General features: G+C 40.2%; 28 protein-coding genes. 8 read left to right on the top strand and 20 right to left on the bottom strand.

The features are described from left to right. Positions 1 to 285: 285 nt before the first annotated feature. The 9 genes from NFU46_RS11645 to NFU46_RS11605 all read right to left on the bottom strand — a co-directional run bounded on the left by NFU46_RS11645 (position 286) and on the right by NFU46_RS11605 (position 4,754). Positions 286 to 645, bottom strand: a complete 360-nt coding sequence (locus NFU46_RS11645) for a hypothetical protein (protein WP_251601994.1) — start codon at positions 643 to 645, stop codon at positions 286 to 288. A gap of 127 nt (positions 646 to 772) precedes the next feature. Further along, positions 773 to 1,237 carry a hypothetical protein gene (locus tag NFU46_RS11640; RefSeq protein ID WP_251601992.1) on the bottom strand — a complete coding sequence of 155 codons (465 nt, stop codon included), beginning with the start codon at positions 1,235 to 1,237 and terminating at the stop codon, positions 773 to 775. Positions 1,238 to 1,513: 276 nt separating this feature from the next. After that, the gene (locus tag NFU46_RS11635; protein WP_251601990.1) at positions 1,514 to 1,693 is read right to left on the bottom strand and encodes a hypothetical protein; all 180 of its coding nucleotides are present in this window, start codon (positions 1,691 to 1,693) and stop codon (positions 1,514 to 1,516) included. A gap of 120 nt (positions 1,694 to 1,813) precedes the next feature. After that, positions 1,814 to 2,224: a DUF4259 domain-containing protein gene (locus NFU46_RS11630; RefSeq protein WP_251601988.1), complete on the bottom strand. Its 411-nt coding sequence runs from the start codon at positions 2,222 to 2,224 to the stop codon at positions 1,814 to 1,816. Between the two features lie 118 nt (positions 2,225 to 2,342). Then, positions 2,343 to 2,669 carry a hypothetical protein gene (locus NFU46_RS11625; RefSeq protein WP_251601986.1) on the bottom strand — a complete coding sequence of 109 codons (327 nt, stop codon included), beginning with the start codon at positions 2,667 to 2,669 and terminating at the stop codon, positions 2,343 to 2,345. A 107-nt stretch (positions 2,670 to 2,776) separates the two neighbouring features. After that, positions 2,777 to 3,229, bottom strand: coding sequence for a hypothetical protein (locus NFU46_RS11620; RefSeq protein WP_251601984.1), 453 nt, complete (start codon positions 3,227 to 3,229; stop codon positions 2,777 to 2,779). 262 nt (positions 3,230 to 3,491) lie between these two features. After that, positions 3,492 to 3,947 (bottom strand): hypothetical protein, encoded by a 456-nt coding sequence (locus NFU46_RS11615; RefSeq protein WP_251601982.1) that lies wholly within the window; start codon positions 3,945 to 3,947, stop codon positions 3,492 to 3,494. A gap of 118 nt (positions 3,948 to 4,065) precedes the next feature. Continuing rightward, positions 4,066 to 4,233, bottom strand: coding sequence for a hypothetical protein (locus tag NFU46_RS11610; RefSeq protein ID WP_165385119.1), 168 nt, complete (start codon positions 4,231 to 4,233; stop codon positions 4,066 to 4,068). A 62-nt stretch (positions 4,234 to 4,295) separates the two neighbouring features. After that, positions 4,296 to 4,754: a hypothetical protein gene (locus NFU46_RS11605; protein WP_251601980.1), complete on the bottom strand. Its 459-nt coding sequence runs from the start codon at positions 4,752 to 4,754 to the stop codon at positions 4,296 to 4,298. A gap of 328 nt (positions 4,755 to 5,082) precedes the next feature. Here NFU46_RS11605 and rlmF point away from each other — a divergent pair, with 328 nt between their 5' ends. Then, the gene (gene rlmF / locus NFU46_RS11600) at positions 5,083 to 5,988 is read left to right on the top strand and encodes a 23S rRNA (adenine(1618)-N(6))-methyltransferase RlmF (RefSeq protein ID WP_251601978.1); all 906 of its coding nucleotides are present in this window, start codon (positions 5,083 to 5,085) and stop codon (positions 5,986 to 5,988) included. A gap of 10 nt (positions 5,989 to 5,998) precedes the next feature. Further along, positions 5,999 to 7,006 carry a low-specificity L-threonine aldolase gene (ltaE, locus tag NFU46_RS11595; RefSeq protein ID WP_251601976.1) on the top strand — a complete coding sequence of 336 codons (1,008 nt, stop codon included), beginning with the start codon at positions 5,999 to 6,001 and terminating at the stop codon, positions 7,004 to 7,006. Here ltaE and NFU46_RS11590 read toward each other — a convergent pair. The 9 genes from NFU46_RS11590 to NFU46_RS11550 form a co-directional block, all read right to left on the bottom strand. Continuing rightward, positions 6,989 to 7,573, bottom strand: coding sequence for a thymidine kinase (locus NFU46_RS11590; protein ID WP_062565567.1), 585 nt, complete (start codon positions 7,571 to 7,573; stop codon positions 6,989 to 6,991). The two genes, ltaE and NFU46_RS11590, sit on opposite strands and share 18 nt — an antisense overlap. Before the next feature lie 108 nt (positions 7,574 to 7,681). Next, positions 7,682 to 8,149 carry a methylated-DNA--[protein]-cysteine S-methyltransferase gene (locus NFU46_RS11585; RefSeq protein ID WP_251602018.1) on the bottom strand — a complete coding sequence of 156 codons (468 nt, stop codon included), beginning with the start codon at positions 8,147 to 8,149 and terminating at the stop codon, positions 7,682 to 7,684. A 2-nt stretch (positions 8,150 to 8,151) separates the two neighbouring features. After that, entirely contained in the window at positions 8,152 to 9,501 is a 1,350-nt protein-coding gene (locus NFU46_RS11580) for a DNA-3-methyladenine glycosylase 2 family protein (RefSeq protein WP_251601974.1), read from the bottom strand. Positions 9,502 to 9,588: 87 nt separating this feature from the next. Next, on the bottom strand, positions 9,589 to 10,200 hold the full coding sequence (locus tag NFU46_RS11575; RefSeq protein ID WP_251601972.1) for a superoxide dismutase: 612 nt from the start codon (positions 10,198 to 10,200) through the stop codon (positions 9,589 to 9,591). A gap of 15 nt (positions 10,201 to 10,215) precedes the next feature. Continuing rightward, positions 10,216 to 10,722: a hypothetical protein gene (locus NFU46_RS11570; RefSeq protein WP_251601970.1), complete on the bottom strand. Its 507-nt coding sequence runs from the start codon at positions 10,720 to 10,722 to the stop codon at positions 10,216 to 10,218. A 122-nt stretch (positions 10,723 to 10,844) separates the two neighbouring features. After that, positions 10,845 to 11,330: a GNAT family N-acetyltransferase gene (locus NFU46_RS11565; RefSeq protein WP_251601968.1), complete on the bottom strand. Its 486-nt coding sequence runs from the start codon at positions 11,328 to 11,330 to the stop codon at positions 10,845 to 10,847. A gap of 126 nt (positions 11,331 to 11,456) precedes the next feature. Next, positions 11,457 to 14,567, bottom strand: a complete 3,111-nt coding sequence (locus tag NFU46_RS11560; RefSeq protein ID WP_251601966.1) for an efflux RND transporter permease subunit — start codon at positions 14,565 to 14,567, stop codon at positions 11,457 to 11,459. Positions 14,568 to 14,576: 9 nt separating this feature from the next. After that, positions 14,577 to 15,656 carry an efflux RND transporter periplasmic adaptor subunit gene (locus NFU46_RS11555; protein WP_251601964.1) on the bottom strand — a complete coding sequence of 360 codons (1,080 nt, stop codon included), beginning with the start codon at positions 15,654 to 15,656 and terminating at the stop codon, positions 14,577 to 14,579. 106 nt (positions 15,657 to 15,762) lie between these two features. Beyond that, a complete protein-coding gene (locus tag NFU46_RS11550; protein WP_251601962.1) occupies positions 15,763 to 16,140 on the bottom strand; it encodes a hypothetical protein in 378 nt (125 codons plus the stop codon). Between the two features lie 170 nt (positions 16,141 to 16,310). On the opposite strand from NFU46_RS11550, the gene NFU46_RS11545 reads away from it, so the two are divergent. The 6 genes from NFU46_RS11545 (at position 16,311) to bfr (NFU46_RS11520) (ending at position 22,189) form a co-directional block, all read left to right on the top strand. Then, entirely contained in the window at positions 16,311 to 17,174 is an 864-nt protein-coding gene (locus NFU46_RS11545) for a cation diffusion facilitator family transporter (RefSeq protein WP_251601960.1), read from the top strand. A gap of 64 nt (positions 17,175 to 17,238) precedes the next feature. Beyond that, on the top strand, positions 17,239 to 18,309 hold the full coding sequence (locus NFU46_RS11540) for a PepSY domain-containing protein (RefSeq protein WP_251602016.1): 1,071 nt from the start codon (positions 17,239 to 17,241) through the stop codon (positions 18,307 to 18,309). Between the two features lie 27 nt (positions 18,310 to 18,336). Beyond that, positions 18,337 to 18,672, top strand: a complete 336-nt coding sequence (locus NFU46_RS11535; RefSeq protein ID WP_251601958.1) for a DUF3703 domain-containing protein — start codon at positions 18,337 to 18,339, stop codon at positions 18,670 to 18,672. A gap of 221 nt (positions 18,673 to 18,893) precedes the next feature. After that, entirely contained in the window at positions 18,894 to 21,029 is a 2,136-nt protein-coding gene (locus tag NFU46_RS11530) for a TonB-dependent receptor (protein WP_251601956.1), read from the top strand. A gap of 210 nt (positions 21,030 to 21,239) precedes the next feature. After that, positions 21,240 to 21,713 (top strand): bacterioferritin, encoded by a 474-nt coding sequence (gene bfr, locus NFU46_RS11525; RefSeq protein WP_054552096.1) that lies wholly within the window; start codon positions 21,240 to 21,242, stop codon positions 21,711 to 21,713. 11 nt (positions 21,714 to 21,724) lie between these two features. Then, positions 21,725 to 22,189, top strand: coding sequence for a bacterioferritin (bfr, locus tag NFU46_RS11520; RefSeq protein ID WP_054552095.1), 465 nt, complete (start codon positions 21,725 to 21,727; stop codon positions 22,187 to 22,189). A 57-nt stretch (positions 22,190 to 22,246) separates the two neighbouring features. On the opposite strand, the gene NFU46_RS11515 is transcribed toward bfr (NFU46_RS11520), so the two are convergent. Both NFU46_RS11515 and NFU46_RS11510 read right to left on the bottom strand, forming a co-directional pair. Next, complete coding sequence (locus tag NFU46_RS11515; RefSeq protein ID WP_054552094.1) at positions 22,247 to 22,720, bottom strand: mechanosensitive ion channel family protein; 474 nt, start codon at positions 22,718 to 22,720, stop codon at positions 22,247 to 22,249. 58 nt (positions 22,721 to 22,778) lie between these two features. Further along, entirely contained in the window at positions 22,779 to 23,234 is a 456-nt protein-coding gene (locus tag NFU46_RS11510; RefSeq protein WP_175080128.1) for a hypothetical protein, read from the bottom strand. Between the last annotated feature and the right edge of the window lie 124 nt (positions 23,235 to 23,358).

The following is a 23,358-nucleotide window of genomic DNA, read 5'->3' as shown; positions in this document are numbered from 1 at the left end:
TCGAAAATAGCAGAAGCCACATATAAAATTGGAGCAACAACGCCAAGTACCAAGAAAAGCCACCCAAATATTTTAATCCATAGAGGAATGAGCTCTTTTCTTGATTTAGATTCAGTAACACTTCCCTCAATGCTTAATTCAGTTTCCAACGGACTACCTCTGAAAATATAACGCCCTGTTAAGGGATGAGCAACGCAATACCGAAGCCGCTGCATTCCACCTTAATCACTAAGACCAACGCATAGTAAAAATGCCAAGCGTTGCGAATCCCTCTTAAACAGTTTGTTATGTACGTAGTTTAAAATGAACACCTGAGCTTTCAAATTCTATGTTCCCAAAGCCACCTGCAACCTTGAAATATGATTGGTTCTTTTCAAAGTAGTCGATGTTTCCGTAGTCTCTTGAAACATCAAGGTCTATGGTCGGTTGTATATCATTTTGATTCAAGAGCCCATTAATACTCAAGACACCCTCAAAAAGAAGAGACCCCAAACGATAGCAAGTATGCTCACCTATTTTTGGAGCTTCATAATATTTAGACTCAGGCCAAATGCTAAACTCTAGTTCAATTTCAAGAGTTTGATCATTGTAGTGCCAACCCAAAACTAATGAATCCTGAAGGTCTACACCTACGAGAAAATCCATATTTTTCTCCAAGTACATAACGCCGTAATAAACGGCACAAAATAGCAGGCTAAACTTAGCGACGAAGGAGCACAAGCCTGCTGTTTTGTGTCCTTTGTTTAATTACTTTGTTATGTATTACATGGTGTTAGCTAAAATACCTTTTAAACAACAGCGGACAAAGAAACTTTGACTCTTTGTCAGACGGTAAGCTGTTATTTGGGTGAGAACAATAACTAAAAACTGTATTTACAAAGTAAGTTAATTCAACAAGGTATTCATTAGCCTTTTTAGCTTTCAAAGCTTTACTTACTCGCACCATCTTTAGGTCTGCAAGGTCATTTAAATCAACTCTTAACCCGCCAAAGTATGGGTCATTGGTATAAAAATCAATTCGAAAAGCCTCGCCTTCTAAAACATACTCAATATCATGAAACTTCTTCCATGATATGAACCCTGAATTATATTGCTTAGCTAACATAATACCTTTCTCAAGGTTGCCGCTCCTGCGATATTTCACCAACTTTTGACAGCAAGCTAACAAGTATTTTTTTATCTGCTTTTGCTTTTTAGGATCAGCATTTAATTGCTGTAGTTTTTCAGATACATCCATATTTCAAGTAATACCAACGCCCGCATAATGGGCGGATTAAGCTTGGCTAAAATTAGCGACGAAGGAGCGCCAGCTAAGCTTTAGACGTCCCACACATAATTGCCATGTTAGAAACCGCATTCTTCAAACCTGTTTATGAACTGCTCTAAGTCATTTTCGTAAATATTAACAGAGTAATTTTCATCTACAATTAGTGAGTTAAACAACTCAATATTTCTACTTGATTCAATAACAAGCGAAGTTTGCTTTTGGACAGTAATTGAATGCCTAAAAATTTTATGTTTTTGATGAATATTCCCTGTTTTTAAGCAACTTTTTAAATTGAGTTAAACGCTCTTTCGAAAAACATATACTTTCACCTAAACGCGGGCCAGTATGAAGCATTAGTTCATATTCACCATTTTTCCTTTTATTTAAATAGAAATGTGTGTCTTCTTCTCGAACTCTAAACTTCATAGGCTTCTACTCCCTTGCTCACCTGCACATATTAGAGAGAGCGGCTTTGTGTAAAAAAGAGCGCCACCGACAGACACAAACAAAACGAGCGTAGCAGTATGTGTCAGGTGCAGCAATTTATTAGCCGTTTAAGTTTGACAATATACTTTCTATATTCCCCTTACATGCAGGGTAATCTTCTTCATTTTCTAGCCACAACTCATTTAGTTCTGACTCTCCTGATAAAACTCTCCGCAGGCCTTCAGAAATAACAGACTTTAAATTTTCAATTCCTTCAATTCCTTCTTTTCCTTGCTTTGATAGCCATTCGTCATAGCCTTCGGTATTATGATTATATTTTGTACCGTTTAATATGTAGTCCATTATAGAAGCAGCAACAATAACTTCGTGGCATTCATCGTATTCCAGATACTCCGCATCTTTATGGTTTTGTGCTTTTTTGATAAAGCTGAGAGCGTCTGTTTCCATAGCTTCATAAAGTAAGTCACAAGAAGTATCATCATCAAACACTCCCATTCCCCATGCACCCATATTATTTCTCCTTTGTTGATTTGATTTCTGCCAAAGCCTTTATAACCGGCAGCCTGCCGCGAAGCTGCGTTTAGTCTGTCTAGCGACGCAGTGGCTGTTAAACTTGTTAGGTGACTGGCTACGCATTTTTTATTACACCAAATTCATACTCATATGCCGCCCCACCCTCATTAAACACCCGACCTTCTTCGATAGCCCCTTTAATAATATTACGAATGATATTTGGGGTTATTTGAGTTTGATGACTAGATAGCCAATTATCTGGCCGATCAATATTCAGAGTAACATATAAAACCTTGGGCATTTCACAGTCCAATTCTTGAATACCTATGGTCATTGGGCTTTGAAATGCCCCCTGAGTGTAAGTTGGCTTTGAACGAATTAACCAACCGTATGTATGCCCTTCATACTCAATTTTTCTAATTCCTTTTTTAGGTAGTGCCATTCAACTTTTTAACCTAACGCCGTAATAAACGGCACAAAATAGCAGGCTAAAATTGGCGACGAAGGAGCACAAGCCTGCTGTTTTGCGTCCATTGTTTTATGGCTTTGTTAGGTAGCGAAAACCTCTGCTTTACCAATCACTTTTACAATAGGGCTTTCTCGACAAACAACCTCTAAACATTCGTCAGAAGTAACTATTAAGTGAGACCATTCACCATCATTTCCTATAAAGAAGGTGAGCGGACTTTCTTTGTGCCAGCCGTGACCTCTTATTTTAAAAGTATTGAACTTTGGTCGTTTTTCGCTCCAAACTTCAGTCAACCCATGCTCATCAATACAACGAAAGCCATTTACAGATTCAAATAATAGCTCGTATATAGTTTGTGATTCTTCGTGAAATACACGAGCAACAAGTTCATGGTTTTCGTGTTTTGCGTCGCCTTTAATCAGGTACTTTACACCATTCGATTTCTCTAAAGTCCACTCTTTGGTACCCCATGACAAATCGACTAACCACAAACTGCCATTTTCAAAAGGTGTTGGCCAACTCTGAAATTCCATCTAGCTACCTAACAATTCAATAGTGCGCGCGTCACGAATCTTTCTGCCAATGTCACGCTCATGTATTTAATAAATCTATTAGTAACAAATAACTTAAGGCATCGGCAACTCGTATTTTTAATTAATCCTAAAGGGTTTCAGAAAAAGAAAATGCGCTCGTTGCTCATTTTCTTGAATATAAGAGCGAAATAACTATGCTGTGTATTTTTACAGCAACTGATATTGGTACCACACAAAACGTCTCATCTGCATTTTGATTCATCTAGTCATGTGGTGACTTACACAGTTCATGATGCCTGAGGCGGTTACCAAACATCGAAGTGAGTCTATCTGTACCACCTGTTTTTTCATAAAACTCTTGTACTGTTATTTCTTTTTGTTCGTAGCTCATTAGCTGCCAAAAACCGTAAAAGCCTCTAAACCAAAAATAATAGAACACAGCTCCTACGCCTAATAAAAGATATACCGCTTTACCTGCTTTTTGTTTGTATTTTATGGCGCAATAAAAAAACCAGATACAACTTAATACAGCGACAATTGAAAACCCTAAAAAAGGTGTCACTACAGAGTTGGCATTACCCCAAAGTGAGCTTAGACAGGTTGAATGCCAATTTAACTGCATAGAAAAAATTAACGTAATTTTAAAAAGGAAGTACAATAAAACGGTTGTAAATACAGCATATAAGATACCACTTTCCTTGCTTTGTTCTTTTTTCAATTCTTTTTCCTTTAAGTTATAAAAAGCCCTACATGATTATTTTATTGTTGAATGGTTAGGGTGCTGTTTAAACCAAGTATGATAATTTCAGGTGTACTATTTGTTTTACTAATCTCTATTAGTCTTTACACTCAAAACCTTTAGAGTCGACTTTAGCGATGTTGTCTTTATTGCCACACTCTTTAATTGCCATCTCTGTGTGATTGTGCTCATTGTATTGTTTAGCAATTGCGCCAAGGCTTAGCACAATTACTACAGCTATCACTATTTTTTTAATTTTAGACATAAACATCCCTTTGAAAATAAACTATTTAAATACAACCAGTTGCGCGCTATTTTTGATAAAACTTAATCAATAAGCGCCATCGAATTTAAATTGAAGTTATAAATAGAGAATGACTCACCTTCTTCTTTTAACGTGACGGTTATTTTTGCGTCTCCATTAGTGTATGAAGCTGGAATTAAATAAGTAACATAAGTACCAGAACCACCTCCGGTAACAGCTTTAGAGCTAACATTTATAAATTCAAATTCACCTAGTTCTTTTAATTCGCCCAACTTTGAGAATGCACGCATGATTTTAGAAATATCTTCATCTGTGGCATTTTCAATTGATGATGGTGTCATATAGTTTTTGAGAGTCTGAGGGTCCCATTGAGAGATATCTATAATTGCTGAATTTAGGTAAGGAATAGCAGTTTCTTTGTAAGCAGAGGATTTATCCGCAGTCCAAATTGCTAAAAGTACAAATAAGCTAATTAACACTAAAAATGTTATACTAATTCCTTTAAGTATCTTTTTAACCATGATTTTTATTATTTTTCCTTGATTGAATCACTTACGAATTTATCAGCTTTAAATGTCTTATGGTAGTACCCAATGTGACCCAATTTGTGTCAAAATTTTTTTAAACACTAATTTTAGTTGCTTGTATCATGGCCAATATGCCCGTTCTTTCGCGCTTAACCTCAAGTAGCCCATACTTTAAGCAAATCCACTCGATCAGTTTTCAACTTATTTTTGCTTACTATGTATTAATGCTACTAAGCAAAAATATCCACCGCAAACTAACTCAGAGCAAAGATTTATTTGGTACAATCTGTCTTTGATATGGCTAACAGATAGGTTTTCCTCAATGCATCCGCGAAATCGCCACTTAAATGGCTACGACTTTACTTTGCTATGCAAAGATACTCCTGCCCTAACACCTTATATAACGCAAACGCCAGCGGGTACTGATACCATTGATTTCACCAACGCATTAGCGGTTAAAACCCTCAACCAAGCGTTATTAAAAAGCCATTATAAAATCGATTTTTGGGATTTGCCCGACAACTACCTTTGCCCACCGGTTCCTGGAAGAGTGGATTACATTCATCACTTGGCCGATTTATTAGCAAACGATAACCAAGGTCATATTCCGACGGGTAAGCAAGTAAAAGTGCTTGATGTAGGCACGGGTGCAAATGTGATTTACCCGCTTACTGGTAATCACGAGTATGGCTGGCACTTCACGGGTTCAGATATTGATGCCTTGTCTGTTAAAATTGCTAAACAAATTGTGCAATTCAACCGCCTGAAAATTAATATTAGGCAGCAAAACAACGCCAATAAAATGTTTACGGGCGTGATATCGAATAAAGATGTTTTTCACCTAACTTTATGCAACCCACCGTTCCATGCCAGCGAGCAACATGCCAAAGCAGGTACTGAGCGTAAATGGAAAAACCTGAACAAAGCGCCACAAAAAGCGCTTAATTTTGGTGGCCGCCAAAACGAGCTTTGGTGTGAAGGCGGTGAGCGCGAGTTTATCAGCAAAATGTGCATTGAGAGCCAAGAGTTTGCAGAGCAATGTATCTGGTTTACATCGCTTGTTTCTAAGTCTGACACTTTACCGCATGTAAAAAAGTTGCTTAGCACACTTGATGTGAAAGAAGTAAAAGTTATAAAAATGGCACAAGGCCAAAAAATTAGTCGCTTTATTGCTTGGAGCTATTTTGACCAAGCTGACCGCGAAGCCATTCTTAACGAACTAGTATAAGGATAATAAGATGATCGACTTTCGTTCAGACACAGTTACAAAACCAACAGCAGCTATGCGCGCGGTCATGAATGACGCCCCTGTAGGCGACGATGTTTATGGTGACGACCCAAGCGTTAATCAGCTTGAACAATATGCTATTGAGCGTCATGGCTTCGAAAGTGCTCTTTATTGTAGCTCAGGCACGCAAGCCAATTTACTTGCATTGATGGCACATTGTGAGCGTGGCGACGAATATATTTGTGGTCAACAAGCGCATAACTACAAATTTGAGGGTGGCGGTGCTGCTGTATTAGGTTCTATTCAACCACAACCAATTGAAAATAATGCCGATGGCAGCCTAGATTTAAACAAAGTTGTGGCTGCAATTAAAGCTGATGACTTTCACTTTGCTAAAACCAAACTACTTAGCTTAGAAAACACCATTGGCGGCAAAGTTCTCCCGCTAAGCTATCTTAAACAAGCTAGAGAGTGTGTTGATAAACATAACCTTGCTCTGCACTTAGACGGTGCCCGCGTGTATAACGCTGCGGTTAAGTTAGGTGTTGATATCACTGAGATCACCCAGTATTTTGATTCAGTATCTATTTGCTTATCAAAAGGACTCGGCGCGCCGGTTGGCTCACTATTATTAGGTAGCAAAGCACTGATTGATAAAGCGCGCCGCTGGCGTAAAGTACTTGGTGGTGGTATGCGCCAAGCGGGTATGCTTGCAGCCGCTGGCCAGTATGCACTTGAGCATCACGTAGCAAGGCTTGCTGAGGATCACGATAACGCGGCGTATTTAGCTGAACAGTTAAACACGTTAGCTGGTTTTGATACGTCAACTTTTCAAATCGATACCAACATTGTTTACGCAAATGTTGCCGAACATATCGACTTAAAAGCAGTGGCACATGCGTTAAAAGAGCAAAACATGCTGTTTTCACCGGGTAAACCACTGCGATTAGTGACCCATTTAGGCGTCACTAAGCAAGATATTGATAGCTTTATCTCAGCATTAGCGGCCGAGATTTAACGCTTCTTTATAATGTTTGCGGCACACCGATACATATCGGTCGTTGCCGCCAATTTCTACCTGATTACCGTCTGCAATCGCATTGCCATGCTCATCAGTACGCAGTACATGGTTAGCTTTACGACCGCAATGACACACTGTTTTTAACTCAATTAGTTTGTCTGCCCAGGCAAGTAGGTATTGTGAACCACTAAATAGCTCACCTCTAAAATCATTACGTAAGCCATAACACAGCACCGGAATACCAAGCTCATCAACCACATCTGTTAATTGCATTACTTGGTCTTTTGATAAAAACTGACACTCATCAACTAAAATACAATGGCGCTTTTGCTCTGCATTTAATGATTTGATTAGCTCAAATACATCTTTATCTGCGTCAAAAATATGCGCATCAGCCTGTAAACCAATACGTGAAGACACCTTGCCAACACCTGCTCTATCATCAATAGCCGCTGTTAAAATAACAGGTTCCATACCACGTTCGCGGTAGTTAAATGCAGATTGTAAAAGTGTGGTAGATTTGCCTGCATTCATTGCAGAATAATAAAAGTACAGCTGTGCCATGATGTTGCCCAAATTTTAAAGTCGCAATATGCTACCCTAATCGCGCGACAACATCATCTATTACCTTACTCTTATTACCTCAATCGTTGTCCCAGTAAAATTGCTGTTTTATAACAAGCCTTCGTGTTTCAGTAACCACTCTTTTCTTTCAAGGCCACCCGCATAGCCTGTGAGTTTACCGTTTGCGCCAATAATTCGATGGCACGGCACAATAATGCTAATCGGGTTTTTTCCATTTGCAGCGCCTACTGCACGCACCGCTTTTGGGTTATTAATCGCAAGTGCAATATCTTGGTAGCTTTTGCTTTGACCAAACTCAACATCCATCAGCGCACGCCACACTTGCCTTTGAAAGTGAGTACCTTGGGTATCAAGGGGAACAGTAAAACGTGTACGCTCACCGTTAAAATATTCATTAAGCTCACTTATACAAATTAAAATAGGTGTAAGAGTGTGTTCATCAACAACCTCTGTTTGCATCGCAACCTCCGGGTAAAAGCCAACGTAACTGACGCCTTTTGATGTACTTTGAATAGTAATATCACCAATGGGACTTGGCATAATAACTTGTTGCATACTCATAATTGTTGCCATAGTTGAAAAGTTAAATAAGAGCGAAATGGCGCGCAGTGCTCACTATTAAATTCGCTTATTCCAGCGAGGGCTTTTTTAACCCCTAAGTCGCCCGCCAGTAAAATATCGGGGTGGCTTTGACCGCGTAGCTTGGCGTAATTAACTGTCCACGGGCCAATACCTTTGAGCTCAAGCCAATTATCAAGCTCTTGATTATCTGGGTTTTGCTGACAATAAGCACTTAAACGCCTTAGCGCATCTTTGCGTGATTGTGGCATTTTAAAAAAATCGAGTTCAGAATTGGCAACCCATTCAGGGCTTGGAAAATAGTGGTTATTACTTTGCTGATTAAACTCACTTACAAGCTGTTTAACGAGATTGTGAGCCGCTGTAACACTCACTTGCTGACCAAGTACCGCACGTATGCCCGCTTCATAGTCTGACCAAATTCCCGGCAAACGCAGCCCAACACACAGTGGCATCGCGCCTTTAAGCTCTGCATGTAAATGTTGTTCAATAGTGTGCGTGTCAGCGTCTAAATCAAGCACACGGCGAATGTTATGGATCACTTGCTGTAAATAGCGGGTGTTATCAATATCAATTGCTACTTTAAAATGGTTTTTATGCTCAACAAAATGCGCTGTGAATTGCCCTTGGCAATATTTGTCTTTAAAAGTGCGACCATAGCTCGTTGCGCTCAACCATTCTAGGCCACTAATTAAACGGCGCTGCAAAAAGTCATGGAGTGCTTGCCAGTTATAAGGCGGCCTAAATGCCAGTGTTAGAGTTAATGTTGAGGCTGGTTTTTTATCAGACTTACGCAACTTTGAAGGGGCAATATTTAACTGCTTTAAAAAAGCATCGTTAAAACGGCGAATACTATTAAAACCAGAAGCAAATGCGATATCTGCCACAGACAAATCTGTTTCTTGTAGTAGCTGCTTGGCAAAATTGCATTGGTTAAATAATCGATATTGAGTGATCGAGAGTCCAAAATGTTGGTTAAACAAACGGCGTAAATAGCGACTCGACACCCCTAGCCTGTCTGCTAAAACCTCACAGTCGTAGGCCTCTCCTTTATCAATCAGTTGTTTGGCACGTAATGCGGTTGTTTTAGTACCTAGCCAAGCTGGGCTATTCGGTGCACTATCTGGGCGGCAGCGAATGCAGGGTCGAAAACCATCTTGCGCAGCCAAGTGCGCGTATTGGTAGTATTCAACGTTCTTTTCTTGTGCCGTTGGTGCAGGGCAAATGGGTCGGCAATAAATGCCAGTGCTTTTTACCGCCACAAAAAACACCCCATCAAAGCGTGGGTCGCGGCTTTGCCTTGCTGTTTGCCATTGTTGGCTAGTCATAATTGTTCTCGTTACACGCTAATACCGTTAGCTTAACTGAATATTATTTTTTGACTAGCCAGTTTCGGACCTTAACTATTTAAACAGCTATTTAATTGCGGCTAAATATCGGCGCTCAACTTCCGGCCAATTGATCACTTCGTAAAATGCCGCAATATATTCAGGACGACGATTTTGATACTTCAAGTAATACGCATGCTCCCACACATCAAGCCCTAAAATAGGCGTTTGATTATTCATTAGTGGGCTATCTTGATTGAGGCTACTTTCAACGACCAACTGGTTATTTTCATCAACACATAACCACGCCCAGCCACTGCCAAAGCGGCTTACCGCTGCATTCGTAAATTGCTCTTTAAATGCGTCAAAGCTACCAAACGTATCAACAATGGCGGTGTTTAACTCTTCACTTGGCGTACCGCCGCCATTAGGAGACATAACTTGCCAAAATAATGAGTGATTATGATGGCCACCCACATGCTCTTGTACTGCTTTTTGTAAAGACTCAGGCATTGAAGAAATAGTGCGTAGTAATGTTTCAGCATCTTGCTCAGAGTAATGGCTGCCCTCTAGTGCAGCATTCGCTTTATTGATATAGGTTTGATGATGCAAAGTGTGATGAATTTCCATGGTTTTCGCATCAATGTGCGGTTCAAGTGCATCATAGTCATACGCTAAATCGGGTAATGTAAAAGGCATACTGATTCCTTATCGTTAATGTAATAACTGCGTTTTGTGGGGATGGTCAGCTAATAGCTGATTGATTCGGTTAATGAGTGTCGGAAATGCCGATGCCATGCTGGCAAACTTTACCAGCTCATAATAGGTTTTGTGATGATGGTGCAGCACCAAGGTGCGAACCTGCTGCTCAGGGTGATTTAATAGCACGCTTAATCGTTGATGAGCATGACAAAGCCAGGTGCAGGCTTTATCGGGTTTTTGCATGACTTTAAAGGTGTCGGCAAGATTCAAAGTGGCAACAACAAATGCTGCAATACAATGCTCTAACGAGCGAGTTACCGACTGGTTGATTGGAATATTAGAAAATTGCGCGAGTAGTGTTTCAGCGCAGCTGCTGGCAACAGTGTAATGATCACGCGCAGTAATAAGCTCGCCAGATTCAAATGCTAAGTTGCCTTGATAAATTGCACTTTGCCAAGGGGCAAGCGCGTCATCAATGGCGTGCGAAGTTAACGGTGTGTGGCGTGTTGTTTGAGTCATAAAAATCACCTGCACTTATACCAATCATTCTATGTGTATTTAAACTACACACAGAAAAGACCAAATGCAAATGATTTTTATTTATATTGCTATTTGTTAGTTTTAAGCTATAACAACATTACTTATTGATGTGCAAAGTCGATAAGCTCTTGGCCTGTTAGGCGGTAAATAATCCATTCGTTTTGCGGTTTAGCACCAATGCTGTCGTAAAAATCAATGGCTGGTTTATTCCAATCAAGTACCACCCACTCAAAACGACCACAGTCTTTTTCGAGTGCTTGCTTAGCGAGATATTTCATAATTTGCTTACCAGCACCTTTACCACGGCTATCTGCACTGACGTAAAGATCTTCTAAATACAAACCATTTTTACCAAGCCAGGTTGAGTAATTATAAAAATACACAGCAAAACCAATTGGTGTGTCGCCCTCTAAACAAATAACACTATGCGCCGTTGCGCCTTCACTGAATAACGTTTTTAAAATAGCTTGCTCGTCTGTTTTAACTGCGTCGGGTTCTTTTTCGTAAATAGCAAGTTCGGTAATAAAATGTAGGATTGTTGCAGCATCACTTGCGACTGCCGGACGAATTGTAATTGCGTTACTCACTCTGTATTCCTTTTTTACATCATTATTGTAACGCCCAGTTTATAAGGGCTTTAGCATGGTGTAAACGCCCTTTACAGAAATACACGTCATTAAAAAGGGGCTACTAAAAGTTAGCCCCATTATGCTTTATTTACTCATCGACTTATAAAGTACCGGAAGTACAAATAAAGTTAAGAAGGTTGCACTGACCAAGCCGCCAACAATAACCGTAGCAAGTGGCTTTTGTATTTCGGCCCCTATTCCTGTGCTAAGGAGCATTGGAATTAGCCCAAGCATTGAAGTAAGCGCGGTCATGAGTACGGGTCTTAGCCTTGAAACAGCGCCTTCAAATACTGCTTTATCTTTGCTATCTCCTGCACTAATCCTTTGATTAATACTTTCGACCATCACTACACCATTCAATACAGCAACACCAAATAGTGTGATAAACCCTACTGAACTGGGTACAGATAAGTATTGCCCAGAGACATACAATGCAATCACCCCACCAATCACAGCCAAGGGAACATTGACAAGAATAAGCACCACTTGCGATAGGTTACTAAAAGCAAAATAAAGCAATAACGCAATGAGTAACAAGGCTACAGGCACAACTATCATCAGCCGCTGCTGTGCCCGCTGTTGGTTTTCGAACTGCCCGCCAATCGCCACACTGTAACCACTTGGTAGCTGCATTTTATCGGCAATGGTAGCGCGTATATCGGCAACTACAGATCCCATATCTCGCCCCTGCACATTCGCTTGAATAACCACCCGCCTTTGAACATCATCGCGACGAACTTGCGCAGCGCCAGACTCAATTTGTACATCAGCTACATCCCCCACCCTTACAATGGCACCCGTGGGGGTTTGCAATCTAAGATCAGCAATCACATTTGGGTTTTGGCGAAAGCTTTTTGCTATACGCACATAAATATCATAGCGCTCATTGGCATTAATGATTTGCCCTGCAGATTGCCCACCAATACCGTGCTGAACTACATCCATTAAATCAGCCACCGATAAGCCAAAGCGCGACAATGCCAAACGGTTAGGTTTAACTATCAGCTGCGCTTCGCCGCCTATTTGCTCCATAGCAACATCTTTAGCGCCCGGTATTTGCTGAACTAGCTGCTCAATTTGTTGGCCTTTTTCAGTTAAAACGCCTAGGTCACTACCAAATAATTTTATTGCCAATTGCGCTTTAACACCGGATAAAAGCTCATCTACTCGGGTTGCTATAGGCTGTGAAAAGTTAAACAAAAGCCCCGGAAATTGCTCAAGCTTGGCTTCCATTAGTTGCTGTAATTCGACACGCGTTTTCGCGTTTACCCATTGCTCATGAGGTTTTAAGCCTAAATAGATTTCAATGTTGTTAACCGGTTCAGGATCGCCCCCTACTTCTGCTCGACCGATTCGGCTAAGCGCATATTCTACTTCACTAAATTCAAGCAACATGGCTTCAAGCTTTGGTGCAACTAAGATTGCCATATCGAGACTTGCTGATGGAGCAAGTGTCACACGTAGGTTAATAGTGCCTTCTTCAAGCTCTGGCACAAATTCAGTACCCAGCCTAGGTAGTATAACGGCCGCTACAATTAACAATAACCCTGCTATAGATAAAACGCTACGTTTAGCCTGCAACGCTTTTTGTAAAGCCCGTTGATAAAGCATATCGATAGGTTTTAACAAAATACTTTGCTTTACTGTCACGCCTTTAGCAAATAAGTACACGCACAGAGCTGGCACCACAACCAAGGCAACGATAACAGCGCTAATAATCGCCAACATAATGCTTACAGCCATTGGCTGAAATAACTTCGCCTCAACGCCTTCAAAGCTAAACAGCGGTAAAAATACCGTTAGAATAATCAAAGAGGCAAAGAAGATAGGCCGTGCGACTTCTTTTGCAGCAATAGCCACCAGCTGCGAAGAAGGCTTATGTTGATTATGCTTAAGCCCTAAGTGCCTAAATACATTCTCAACCATCACAACTGAGCCATCTACCAGCATACCAATGGCAACAGCAATCCCACCCAACGACATTAAGTTTGCTGATAACCCAAGCCATGCCATTACACTCAGTGCTAAGCCAATCGAGATAGGGATTGACAGTAACACCAAAAATGTTGCTCTTAAATCTAACAAAAATAGCGCTAATACAATGATAATAAACACAAAAGCTAAAAGCAGTGCATCAATAACCGTTTGTACCGCTTTGCTTATAAGCTCTGCTTGGTCGTAAATGGCTGTAAATTCAACCCCTTTTGGCAGTGCTTGATTTATCATCTCGATACGCGCGTTAATGCCATCAATCGTTTGCTTGGTATTTGCCCCCATTCTTTTCAGCACGATACCAGTCACCACTTCACCACGATTGACTATTTCGCCTTGTTCATCGCGTTTAGACAAAGTGACAGCGCCTTGGCGAATTTCACTGCCAAGCTCAACATTCGCAACATCGGCCACTTTAACGACCGTACCATCAATGGTTTTGATAGGCGTTTGCGCAATCTCGGCAAGCCCTTTTTCGCCTGGGGTAAACCAACCTGTACCACGAATAACAAGCTGCTCTTGGCCACGATTCATATACCAGCCACCCACATTACTGTTGTTAGCATCTAGAGCGTCACTAACATCTTGCTGTGTTAGGTCATAAGCAAGTAACTTATTGGGGTTTATGTTCACTTGATACTGCTTAACCTCACCGCCAAATGACAGAATATCGGTCACACCATCAATGGGTAATATAAGTAATTTAACCACCCAATCATTTAAGCTACGCAGTGCCATGCTATCTATGTTGGCATCTGGCTTTGCTTCAAGTAAATACTGATAGACTTGTCCAAGCCCTGATGTATTCGGGCCCATGGTTGGCATACCCACACCAGCTGGGATCAACTCTTTAGCAGACTGCAAACGCTCAAAAACCAGCTGCCTAGCAAAGTAAATATCAACACCTTCTTTAAACACCACAGTGACACCAGATAACCCTGTTTTAGAAACAGAGCGTACCTGCTCTACATCGGGCAGCGCATACATAACCGCTTCTATCGGGTAGGTGATCAGTTGCTCTACTTCTTCAGCCGCAAGCCCTGGTGCTTCGGTATTCACCGCCACTTGCACATTTGTCACATCAGGAAAGGCATCTAAATTAAGTTTTGGGATCATAAATGCACTCACTGCAATCGCTGCAAGTAAGGCCAATACCACCAGTAAACAGTTCTTTATCACCGCCTCAATTAATAAATTAAACATGCGTCACCTCTAGTGGTTATGCGGATCAAATCCGCCTTTAGCTAGCTGTGATGCAATAAAAAAAGCACCTTGGGTGACAACTTCAAGCCCGGCTTTAATACCTAACACTTCGCGATAATCACCAAAACTTCTGCCAAGGGTTACTTCTTGGGCAGCAAAGCCGCCATCATCATCAACGACAAATAATTGCCAGTCACCATCTGCACTGCGTGTTAATGCATTTTCTGGTACGGCAAGTAACTCGTGGTCTGTTTCAAAATGAAAATACACATCCGCAAACATGCCTGGGTGCAAACTATGCTGGGTGTTTTTTACTTCGAGCCTAACGGTTCGTGAGCGTGTTTGTTTATCAATGGTATGTGCTTCTTGAATAACCCTTGCTTGATAACGATTGCCGTTAACTTCCAACAGCGCCGTAGAGCCATTACTGATAGTACGGTCTTGATTAGCTGAAAGCTGAGCAGCAACCCAAAGTGCAGATTCATCGGCTATTAGCATTAGCTCAATCCCCGAATCAACTCGCTGACCTTGAGCAAAGTTATCGGTTAAAACAGCTCCCGATGTTTGTGCAAACAATGTATATTCACCGAGTTTTTCTGGGCTTATGGTGAGTGTTTGTGCAATAGCTTGTTTTGATAAACCAAAGGCAACTAACCGGCTATAAGCCACTTCATACTCAGCTTTGGCAGTTAAGATTTGCTTTTCGCTGACTGTGCCCGGGGTCATTTTAGTAACGCGTTGCCACTCGGCTTCTGCTAATCTAAATTCAGTTTGCTGGCTGGCTACTTCGCCACTAAATAAAGTGACTAAAGAGTCTCCCTTATTTACATGCTGCCCTAATAAGGCATGGCGCTTTACAACGATAGAATCTACACGCGGTGACACCACATAACTGGCATAGCCATTGGCTTTAATTTCGCCCGGTGCATACAAGGTTTGCTTGTGTTTTTTCAGTACAAGGCGCTCAACCTTAATATTAGCGAGTTGCTGTTGCTGCTCAGTTAAACTGACTTCATTAGCATGTTCAGCTTGGTCATTTTCTTGATGGTTATGCGCTTGTTCTGTCGCATAAATATTTGTCACAGTCATATAGCATCCGCACAGCAATGCGTAACGCATAAAATTTCTTAAATACATAGAGTGTCTCTTACTTAAAATGGGCTAAGCCCAAATAAAATCTAAAAAGGGTTTTGGATTAAGTAAGAGCTAAAATAGGTGGGCGATGAAGCGGTACTAAGTCAGCCGATTTGAAGTTGAAATCAAGAGATTCAATTTTAGTAAAATAGGCATCAGTAGGTTCAGACAATTGCAGCGAATCGACAAACGCTGGGCTGTGACAAACATGACAATGGCCTTTTTCGGCTGAGTCAGACAACTGTTTGCTAAGCTCGGCATGCTCTGATTGATGTAACAGGTGATCGCCATTGGCTGCACAATGGGCTTCTAGGTCAATTTCTTCTGATAACAGTACCGAGGTGTGATTAAACGCAGCATTATGATCGGCCACATCAAAGCTATCCAGCAAGGGCTGGAGCAATAATACGCTAATCAAAATAATAAATGCAGCTTTCACATTGAGCCTAAAAATTAGAACTAAAAATTGGTACAACGGCGCTAAACTAACAAATCCACCCGCATTTGAACAGTAAATTGTAATCCGCACACGAACAAATCATTACAAACATTTCAATAACACGGAACGCATGGTATAAAAATAAAGCAAATCAATAACTCGGTAATTTTATGGGACACGGACACCACCACCATCATCACGATACAAATAACCAAAGCACCCGCCAACTCATGCTGGCAGTTGCAATCAATGTGTTATTAACTGTCGCTCAGGTGATTGGCGGCCTTGTTTCTGGCAGTTTATCGTTAATTGCTGATGCACTGCATAATTTAAGTGATGCCTCGTCGTTATTCATTGCCCTAATTGCCCGAAAAATTGGTGCCAAACCTGCCAACGATCGTTATCAATACGGCTACAAACGCGCTGAAATTTTAGCAACCTTATTTAACAGCTTAAGTTTAATTGTGATTGGTGGTTACCTAATTGTTGAAGCCATCTCCAACTATTTAAACCCTGAGCCTATTGATGGTTGGATCATCATTTGGGTTGCAGGGTTTGCACTGGTTGTTGACCTTGTCACCGCCCTTTTAACTTACAAAGCAGGCGCAAAAGACAGTATGAATATTCGTGCTGCGTTTATACATAATGTGTCTGATGCATTAGCTTCTGTGGTGGTGATTATAGCAGGTACCTTAATTATTCTTTATCAATGGTATATTGTTGATTTAATTGCCACTATGCTGATTTCTGTGTATGTCATTTACCATGGTGTTTTGTTGTTAATAGCGAGCAGTAAAATTTTGATGCAGGCAGCCCCTGATAATTTTGCTTTAACAGAAGCTATTAATGAGCTTAAAGCCCAATTTGCCATTACTAATATTGATTACCTCAAAACATGGCAGGTAGATGATCATCACGTTCATTGCGAGCTCAAGTTTAGTGCCAAGCACAACATCAATAACGATGAAATACGTCACTTTTTACATGATAACTTTGCAATTGAAAGCTGCACCATAGAACAAGTTTTAGTGTAAATGTTACGCGTTATCATTTACTATTCAGTTTTGTTTTAACAGCAAACTGAAGGAACAAACCTTGTTGAAGTTGTGGTTACGTCGTACGCATTTATTGCTTGCCTTAGTAAGCGGTTTATTTTTGATTTGTTTAAGTTTGACCGGTGCGTTGCTTATTTACGCAAAAGATATTCAATACCTTACTCAAAGCGATAAATGGACTGTAACGCCAGCGGCTTCAGCACTTGATTTTGATAGCCTCATAAAACATGTTTCAGCTTCAACTAGACAACCCGTTACCCTGTTAATGCCTGAACAGCGAGGTGATCTTGCGTGGCAATTACAGTTGGCAAACAACCGCTATGTAAGTGTTAATCCATACAATGGTCAAGTGTTACATGAGTACGAATACTACACTACTATTTATGGCTTTACCATGGCTTTGCACCGCTGGCTGCTTTATGAAGATGGCGATAAAAACCGCCCGCTAAGAAACTGGGTATCGGTGTGTGCGCTTATTCTTATTATTGAAATTCTGCTCGGCTTTTATATTTGGGTTAAACCAAAAAATCGTATTAAACGTTTGGCTATTAAACGTAAAGCAAAATTTAGAGTGCTGATGTATCAGCTGCATACCGTTCTGGGTGTGTACTTTTTAATTCCACTCATTTTAATTGCTTACACAGGTATGGCGTTTAACTGGAAGCCACAAACCAAAGCCGTATTAGAATTTGTGATGCAAGGCACAGTTGAAGATAGACCAAAACCGCCAGCCGTTATTCCCCCTTTAGCGGATACGCCTTTTCAAGTTCAAAAAGCGTTTGATAACGCACAAACTGTATTTCCTAAGGGTAAGTTATTTAGAATTTATTTACCGAAAAAGCCAACTGATAACATTGGTTTTAGATTAGAGAACCCGGGTGAAAGCCATGCCTATAGTTGGGTATGGGCAAACCCATATTCAGCAGATATTGTTGCAAGCTATGATGCCAGCCAAAGCTCTTGGACCACCCAAACATGGAACTTTAAATATAAGTTTCATATTGGTGATTTTGCAGGCCCTATTGTGCAATTACTGTGGTTGCTATTTGCTTTGTCACCGTTATTTTTCACGATTTCAGGTGTTTACTTTTGGTACAAACGGCACTACAAATAAACGACTTTACTAAACATACCATTCGCCATGAATATTGAGCTCAAAAATGCCTTTAACACCGAAATGATATTGGCTGAAACGAGTTATAAGAAAGCAGATTACAAAACCGCTTTTTATCACTTAGAGCGGGCTCATATTCTGGGTCAAAGCTATATCATTGCGCATACTTACTCTCATTGGTGGATGTGTAAAATTGCTTTTAAAACCCATAATGCCAAGGAAATAATTGGTCAGTTTGCTCGCATGGCAGCTTCAATTGTATTTTCGCGTATTTGGCTCCCTCTCGGTAACACCGGCGGCACTAATGTTAGCCCTTTCAAACCAATGCCTATTCCAGACGACTTAAAACGTTTTTTAAGCTAAAGCCGCTTTAATCTGCAGTTACTTGGTAGCTATTAAACACGACAATCCCCTATTTATCATGACTCTCCATTTAAGCCCTTTGACTTAAGCAAGCAGATACAAATGACTAAAACAACCCAATAATTTATTGCAAATAATTATCATTAGCCTTGCCTTTACACTTCTTTACATTTAGACTGCCGCACAATCACATAATAAATACCGATTTAACAAGGATAAACATGTTAAAAACTTCACTGACTCTGGTCGCTATTGCAATTAGCAGCCAAGCATTTGCTGATGATGCCATCAATAAAAAACTTACCGCAGAAGAAATGGAACACGTTGTTGTATCAGGCAGCCGTGTATTTGAAAGCATTGATGAAGTACCCGCTTCTGTAACGATTATTAGCCAAAAGCAAATTGAAGAGCATTTAAAAGTTAATCCAGAGCTACAAAGCTTACTTGCGCAAATGGTACCAGGCCTTGCACCAGATACGGGTAGCTCGAGTAATACTGGTCAGAGTTTACGTGGCCGTGCACCACTTGTGATGATTGATGGTGTGCCACAATCTACACCACTCAGAAACGGCTCTTTGGGAGTTAAAACACTCGACCCAAGTGCCATTGCGCGTATCGAAGTGATCAAAGGTGCTACCTCCGTTTATGGTAATGGTGCATCGGGCGGTATTATTAACTACATCACAAAACAGGCTACAAGTGATGGTCAGCCAGAAGGTGAGATCAGCCTATCGTCACGTTTTAGTGCAGTAAAACTAGAAGAAAGCGCTGGTGCGCGAGTCTCTGCTGCGGTTAATGGCCGAGCAGATAAACTTAGCTATTTATTTACCGCAAGTTACGAAGAAAATGGTGTTCAACGTGACGCCGAAGGCGATATTCTTGGCTTACAGTATGGTTTATCTGATGCAGTAACAGAAAACTACTTCACCAAACTTGGTTATGATTTTGACGATGAGAAGCAACTGCAATTTAGCTATAACTACTTTAGCTCTCAACAAAAAACCGATTTAGGTGATGTTGTTGGTAACCTAAACGATGGCGAAAAAACTTATGCTATTCATGTACCTAAAGAGCTACAAAAGCAAGGTAAACCACAAGGCCCAGATGGTAACGAAAACATTACCTTAAAATACACAGACTACGCCCTGTTTACTAATACACAAATGACACTCGACCTTTACATGCAGGATATCGAGAATGTGTTTTTCTTTTCTACCAACCTAGCTAACCCAGACGAAGGCTACGAAGGCGGCCAATCAATTATTCGCTCTGAAAAGAAAGGTGCACGCGCTACCTTTAATACCCTTGTTGATTTTGACAATGTTGAAGCCACCTTCATTTATGGCCTTGATGCACTGAATGATGTGACGTCTCAGCCACTTGTAGATGGCCGTGTTTGGGTACCAGAAATGGATATGGAAAGCCTTGCTGGCTTTTTACAAACAAAATGGGTTATCAATAATGATTTAGTCATTAAAGCGGGTGTGCGCCAAGAGAGCATTGATTTAACCGTTGATGATTACAATACCTTAAAGCTTTGCCGTTCAGAAACACAGTGCTCTGTGCCACTTAGCGTAAAAGGCGACACCATTGATTACGATGCAACCACTTATAATGTAGGTGTTAAATACAATTTACTTGAGGCTTTCAGCCCATTTGCCAATTATTCACAAGGGTCTGATATCTCAGATATTGGCCGCCTACTACGTTCAGCAACGGTGAATGATATTGGTCTAATTCAAACAGAAGCATCAATCATCGATAACTATGAAATTGGTTTTACCTCACAGTTTGATAACTTACGTTTTGAATTTGCAGCTTACCGCAGTACATCAGAGTTTGGCACCACGAATAGCTTTAATGAAGTAACCGGTGTTTATGAGCCGGTACGTGCACCGCAAGAGATTTGGGGTTACGAAACATTAGTTGATTATAAAATTAACCCAACTCTAAAACTGGTTGCAACTTACAGCTATGTTGAAGGTAAAAACACCGAAGACGACATTTACTTAGGTTCGCGCCAAATAAGCCCACCAAAAGGCACTGCTAATTTAAACTGGCAGCCTAATGATGAGTTATCACTTACGGTGAGTTATTTATATGTGGGTTCACGCAAACGCTTTGAACCAAATGCAGACGGCGACTATGTTGGCGACCAAGGGCCAATTAGCAGTTACAACCTATTTAACCTAAGCGGTCGTTATAACTTTAGCGAGAACTGGCAAGCGTTTATGGGTGTAGAAAACCTATTTAACAATGATTACTACCCTGCCCGTGCCCAGTCATACACCTATGGTGGCTATAACATTAAAGGTTTAGGTACCACTGTTACACTTGGTGCAACCTATAGCTTCTAAATTAAATTTTGTTTAGAACAACAAGCCCTTCTTAGTAAGGGCTTTTTTTATTTAAGAATAGAAACGATAAATTGTTCATTTATCAACCATTAACGCAAACTTAAACGAGAATCACACTCAATAGTAAACAACTGATTTACAAAGGAAAAAGTTTGCAATCTTGTTTTTATATACTACAATTACCGCAACTTGGAATTCGAGGACAGCATTATGAAAGGTAACCAAAAAGTCATCGATAGTTTTAACAAACTACTCGCAAACGAATTAGCCGCTATAGATCAATACTTTATTCATTCTCGTATGTACGATGATTGGGGCCTAAATAAGCTGTATGAGCGTCTTAACCACGAAATGGAAGAAGAAAAAGATCACGCTGATTGGTTGATCAAACGTATTCTGTTTTTAGAAGGCGTACCAAACATGACTAAACGTCGTGATCTATTAATTGGCTCAGACGTTAAAAGCATGATGCAAAATGATTTAACACTTGAACTAGAAGTGGTTGACTGTGTTAAAGAAGCAATTGCCATCTGTGAGCAAGAAAAAGACTATCAATCACGCGAAGTGCTTGAAAAGTTATTATTTGATACAGAAGAAGATCATGTTTACTGGTTAGAACAACAGCTTGGTCTAATCGACAAAATTGGTAGCCAAAACTACCACCAATCTCAAATGGGCGAATAGAGGCTAATAGTATGAAAGGCGATAAAAGCGTCATTGCTGCACTTAATAAAGTATTAGCGAATGAATTAGTAGGTATTAACCAATACTTTTTACACGCTCGTATGTTTAAAGATTTTGGCTTTTCAAAATTAGACAAAGCTGATTACAAAGTATCTATTCAAAAAATGAAAAACGCCGACCGTTTAATTGAGCGTATTTTGTTTTTAGAAGGTTTACCAAACCTACAAGATTTAGGTCGCCTACGTATTGGTGAAAACTCTGAAGAAATGATCGAAGCTAACATGAGCTTTGAACTTGATTCATTACCTGATCTTAAAGCGGCAATTAAACTTGCTGAAGAGAAAAAAGATTACATCAGCCGTGAAGCGCTAGATAACATCTTAAATGAGCAAGAAGAACAGATTGATTGGCTTGAAACACAGCAGCAGTTAATCAAAACCGCAGGGCTTGAGAATTACCTGCAATCTCAAATGTAATTTGCTAAAACTTAAAAAAGCAGCCTAGGCTGCTTTTTTTATAGCTAAAATTTGTGATTAATCGTCTTCGCGATCAATGATTGACACTTTATTACTTAAAATTAAAGAATTAGGAATTAAATGCACCGCTCCCTCGCCTTTAATTGTGATATAACGCAAATTAAGGTCAATCACAGTGCCCTTTGAATTACTCACTTCAATGTAATTACCAAGTTTAATGGGTTTATAAAGCACAATCATGACACCTGCTACTAGGTTTGAAATAGCATCCTTCAGCGCAAAACCCAAAGCAAAGCCTGTTAGTCCTAAACCGGCAACTAACGCGGCTACGTCAAAACCCAGTTTCGATAACGCCAGCACAATACCAATAAATAATAAAATAGCGCGCTGCGAGTTAGAAATAAGCCGAAAAGTTTCAAGAGCGGTTGAATCAAAGCGACGTTGAAACTGTTTAATAGCGCGGTCAATAATAAGGCTTGCTATATAAAAAGCAGCAAGCACTAAAAATGCTTGAATAAATTGGCTAGTCATAAGATTTTCAATTAAAAATAAAGCCCATCATAGGCTTAAAATTGCGCGAGGCATACAATTATTGCTTTTCAAACACACAAGAAACGTCAGGTTTACTCAGTGTATAAGTAATATTGCCATTATCTTTAAAACGCAGATCTTCAGTTGTTGAACCGTTGTCGTCTTCATTATCACAGCGAAAGTAGCGCTTAGTTCTAACAATGCCATTTACAAAGTATTTTAACTTCGAACTGACAACACAAAAGTTAGGTATCTTCTTTACCTGCGTGCCGTTATGTAAGTCACTAAAATCGATTAACGTCCCTAAGCTAAAGCCTTGCGTTGGGTCTTTTATCAATGAAAAAGATGCGTTTTGACAAACCGCATCACTGCCCTCTTTTGTTTTGTAATCACCTTGCTTGTCTTTTATCAGTGCCAAAAACTGCGTTTTATTGCTCGGCTTTACATCCAGCAGAGCGCTGGCAATTGATGAGGTTGATAGTAAAAAAGCCACTAAACAAAAGTAATATCTCATTGAAAATCCATAAACTTATAGACACTTTACTAGCATAGCATGCTGATTAAGGTTGGTGAATTTATAACGTATTAGTTAATACGATTAAAAAATGTTTTTGGTTCTATTTTATGAACTTTGCATA

It is taken from the genome of Pseudoalteromonas sp. NCCP-2140 (assembly GCF_023708065.1).
Taxonomy (GTDB): Bacteria; Pseudomonadota; Gammaproteobacteria; order Enterobacterales; family Alteromonadaceae; genus Pseudoalteromonas.
This window is presented reverse-complemented; position numbering and strand designations above follow the sequence as displayed.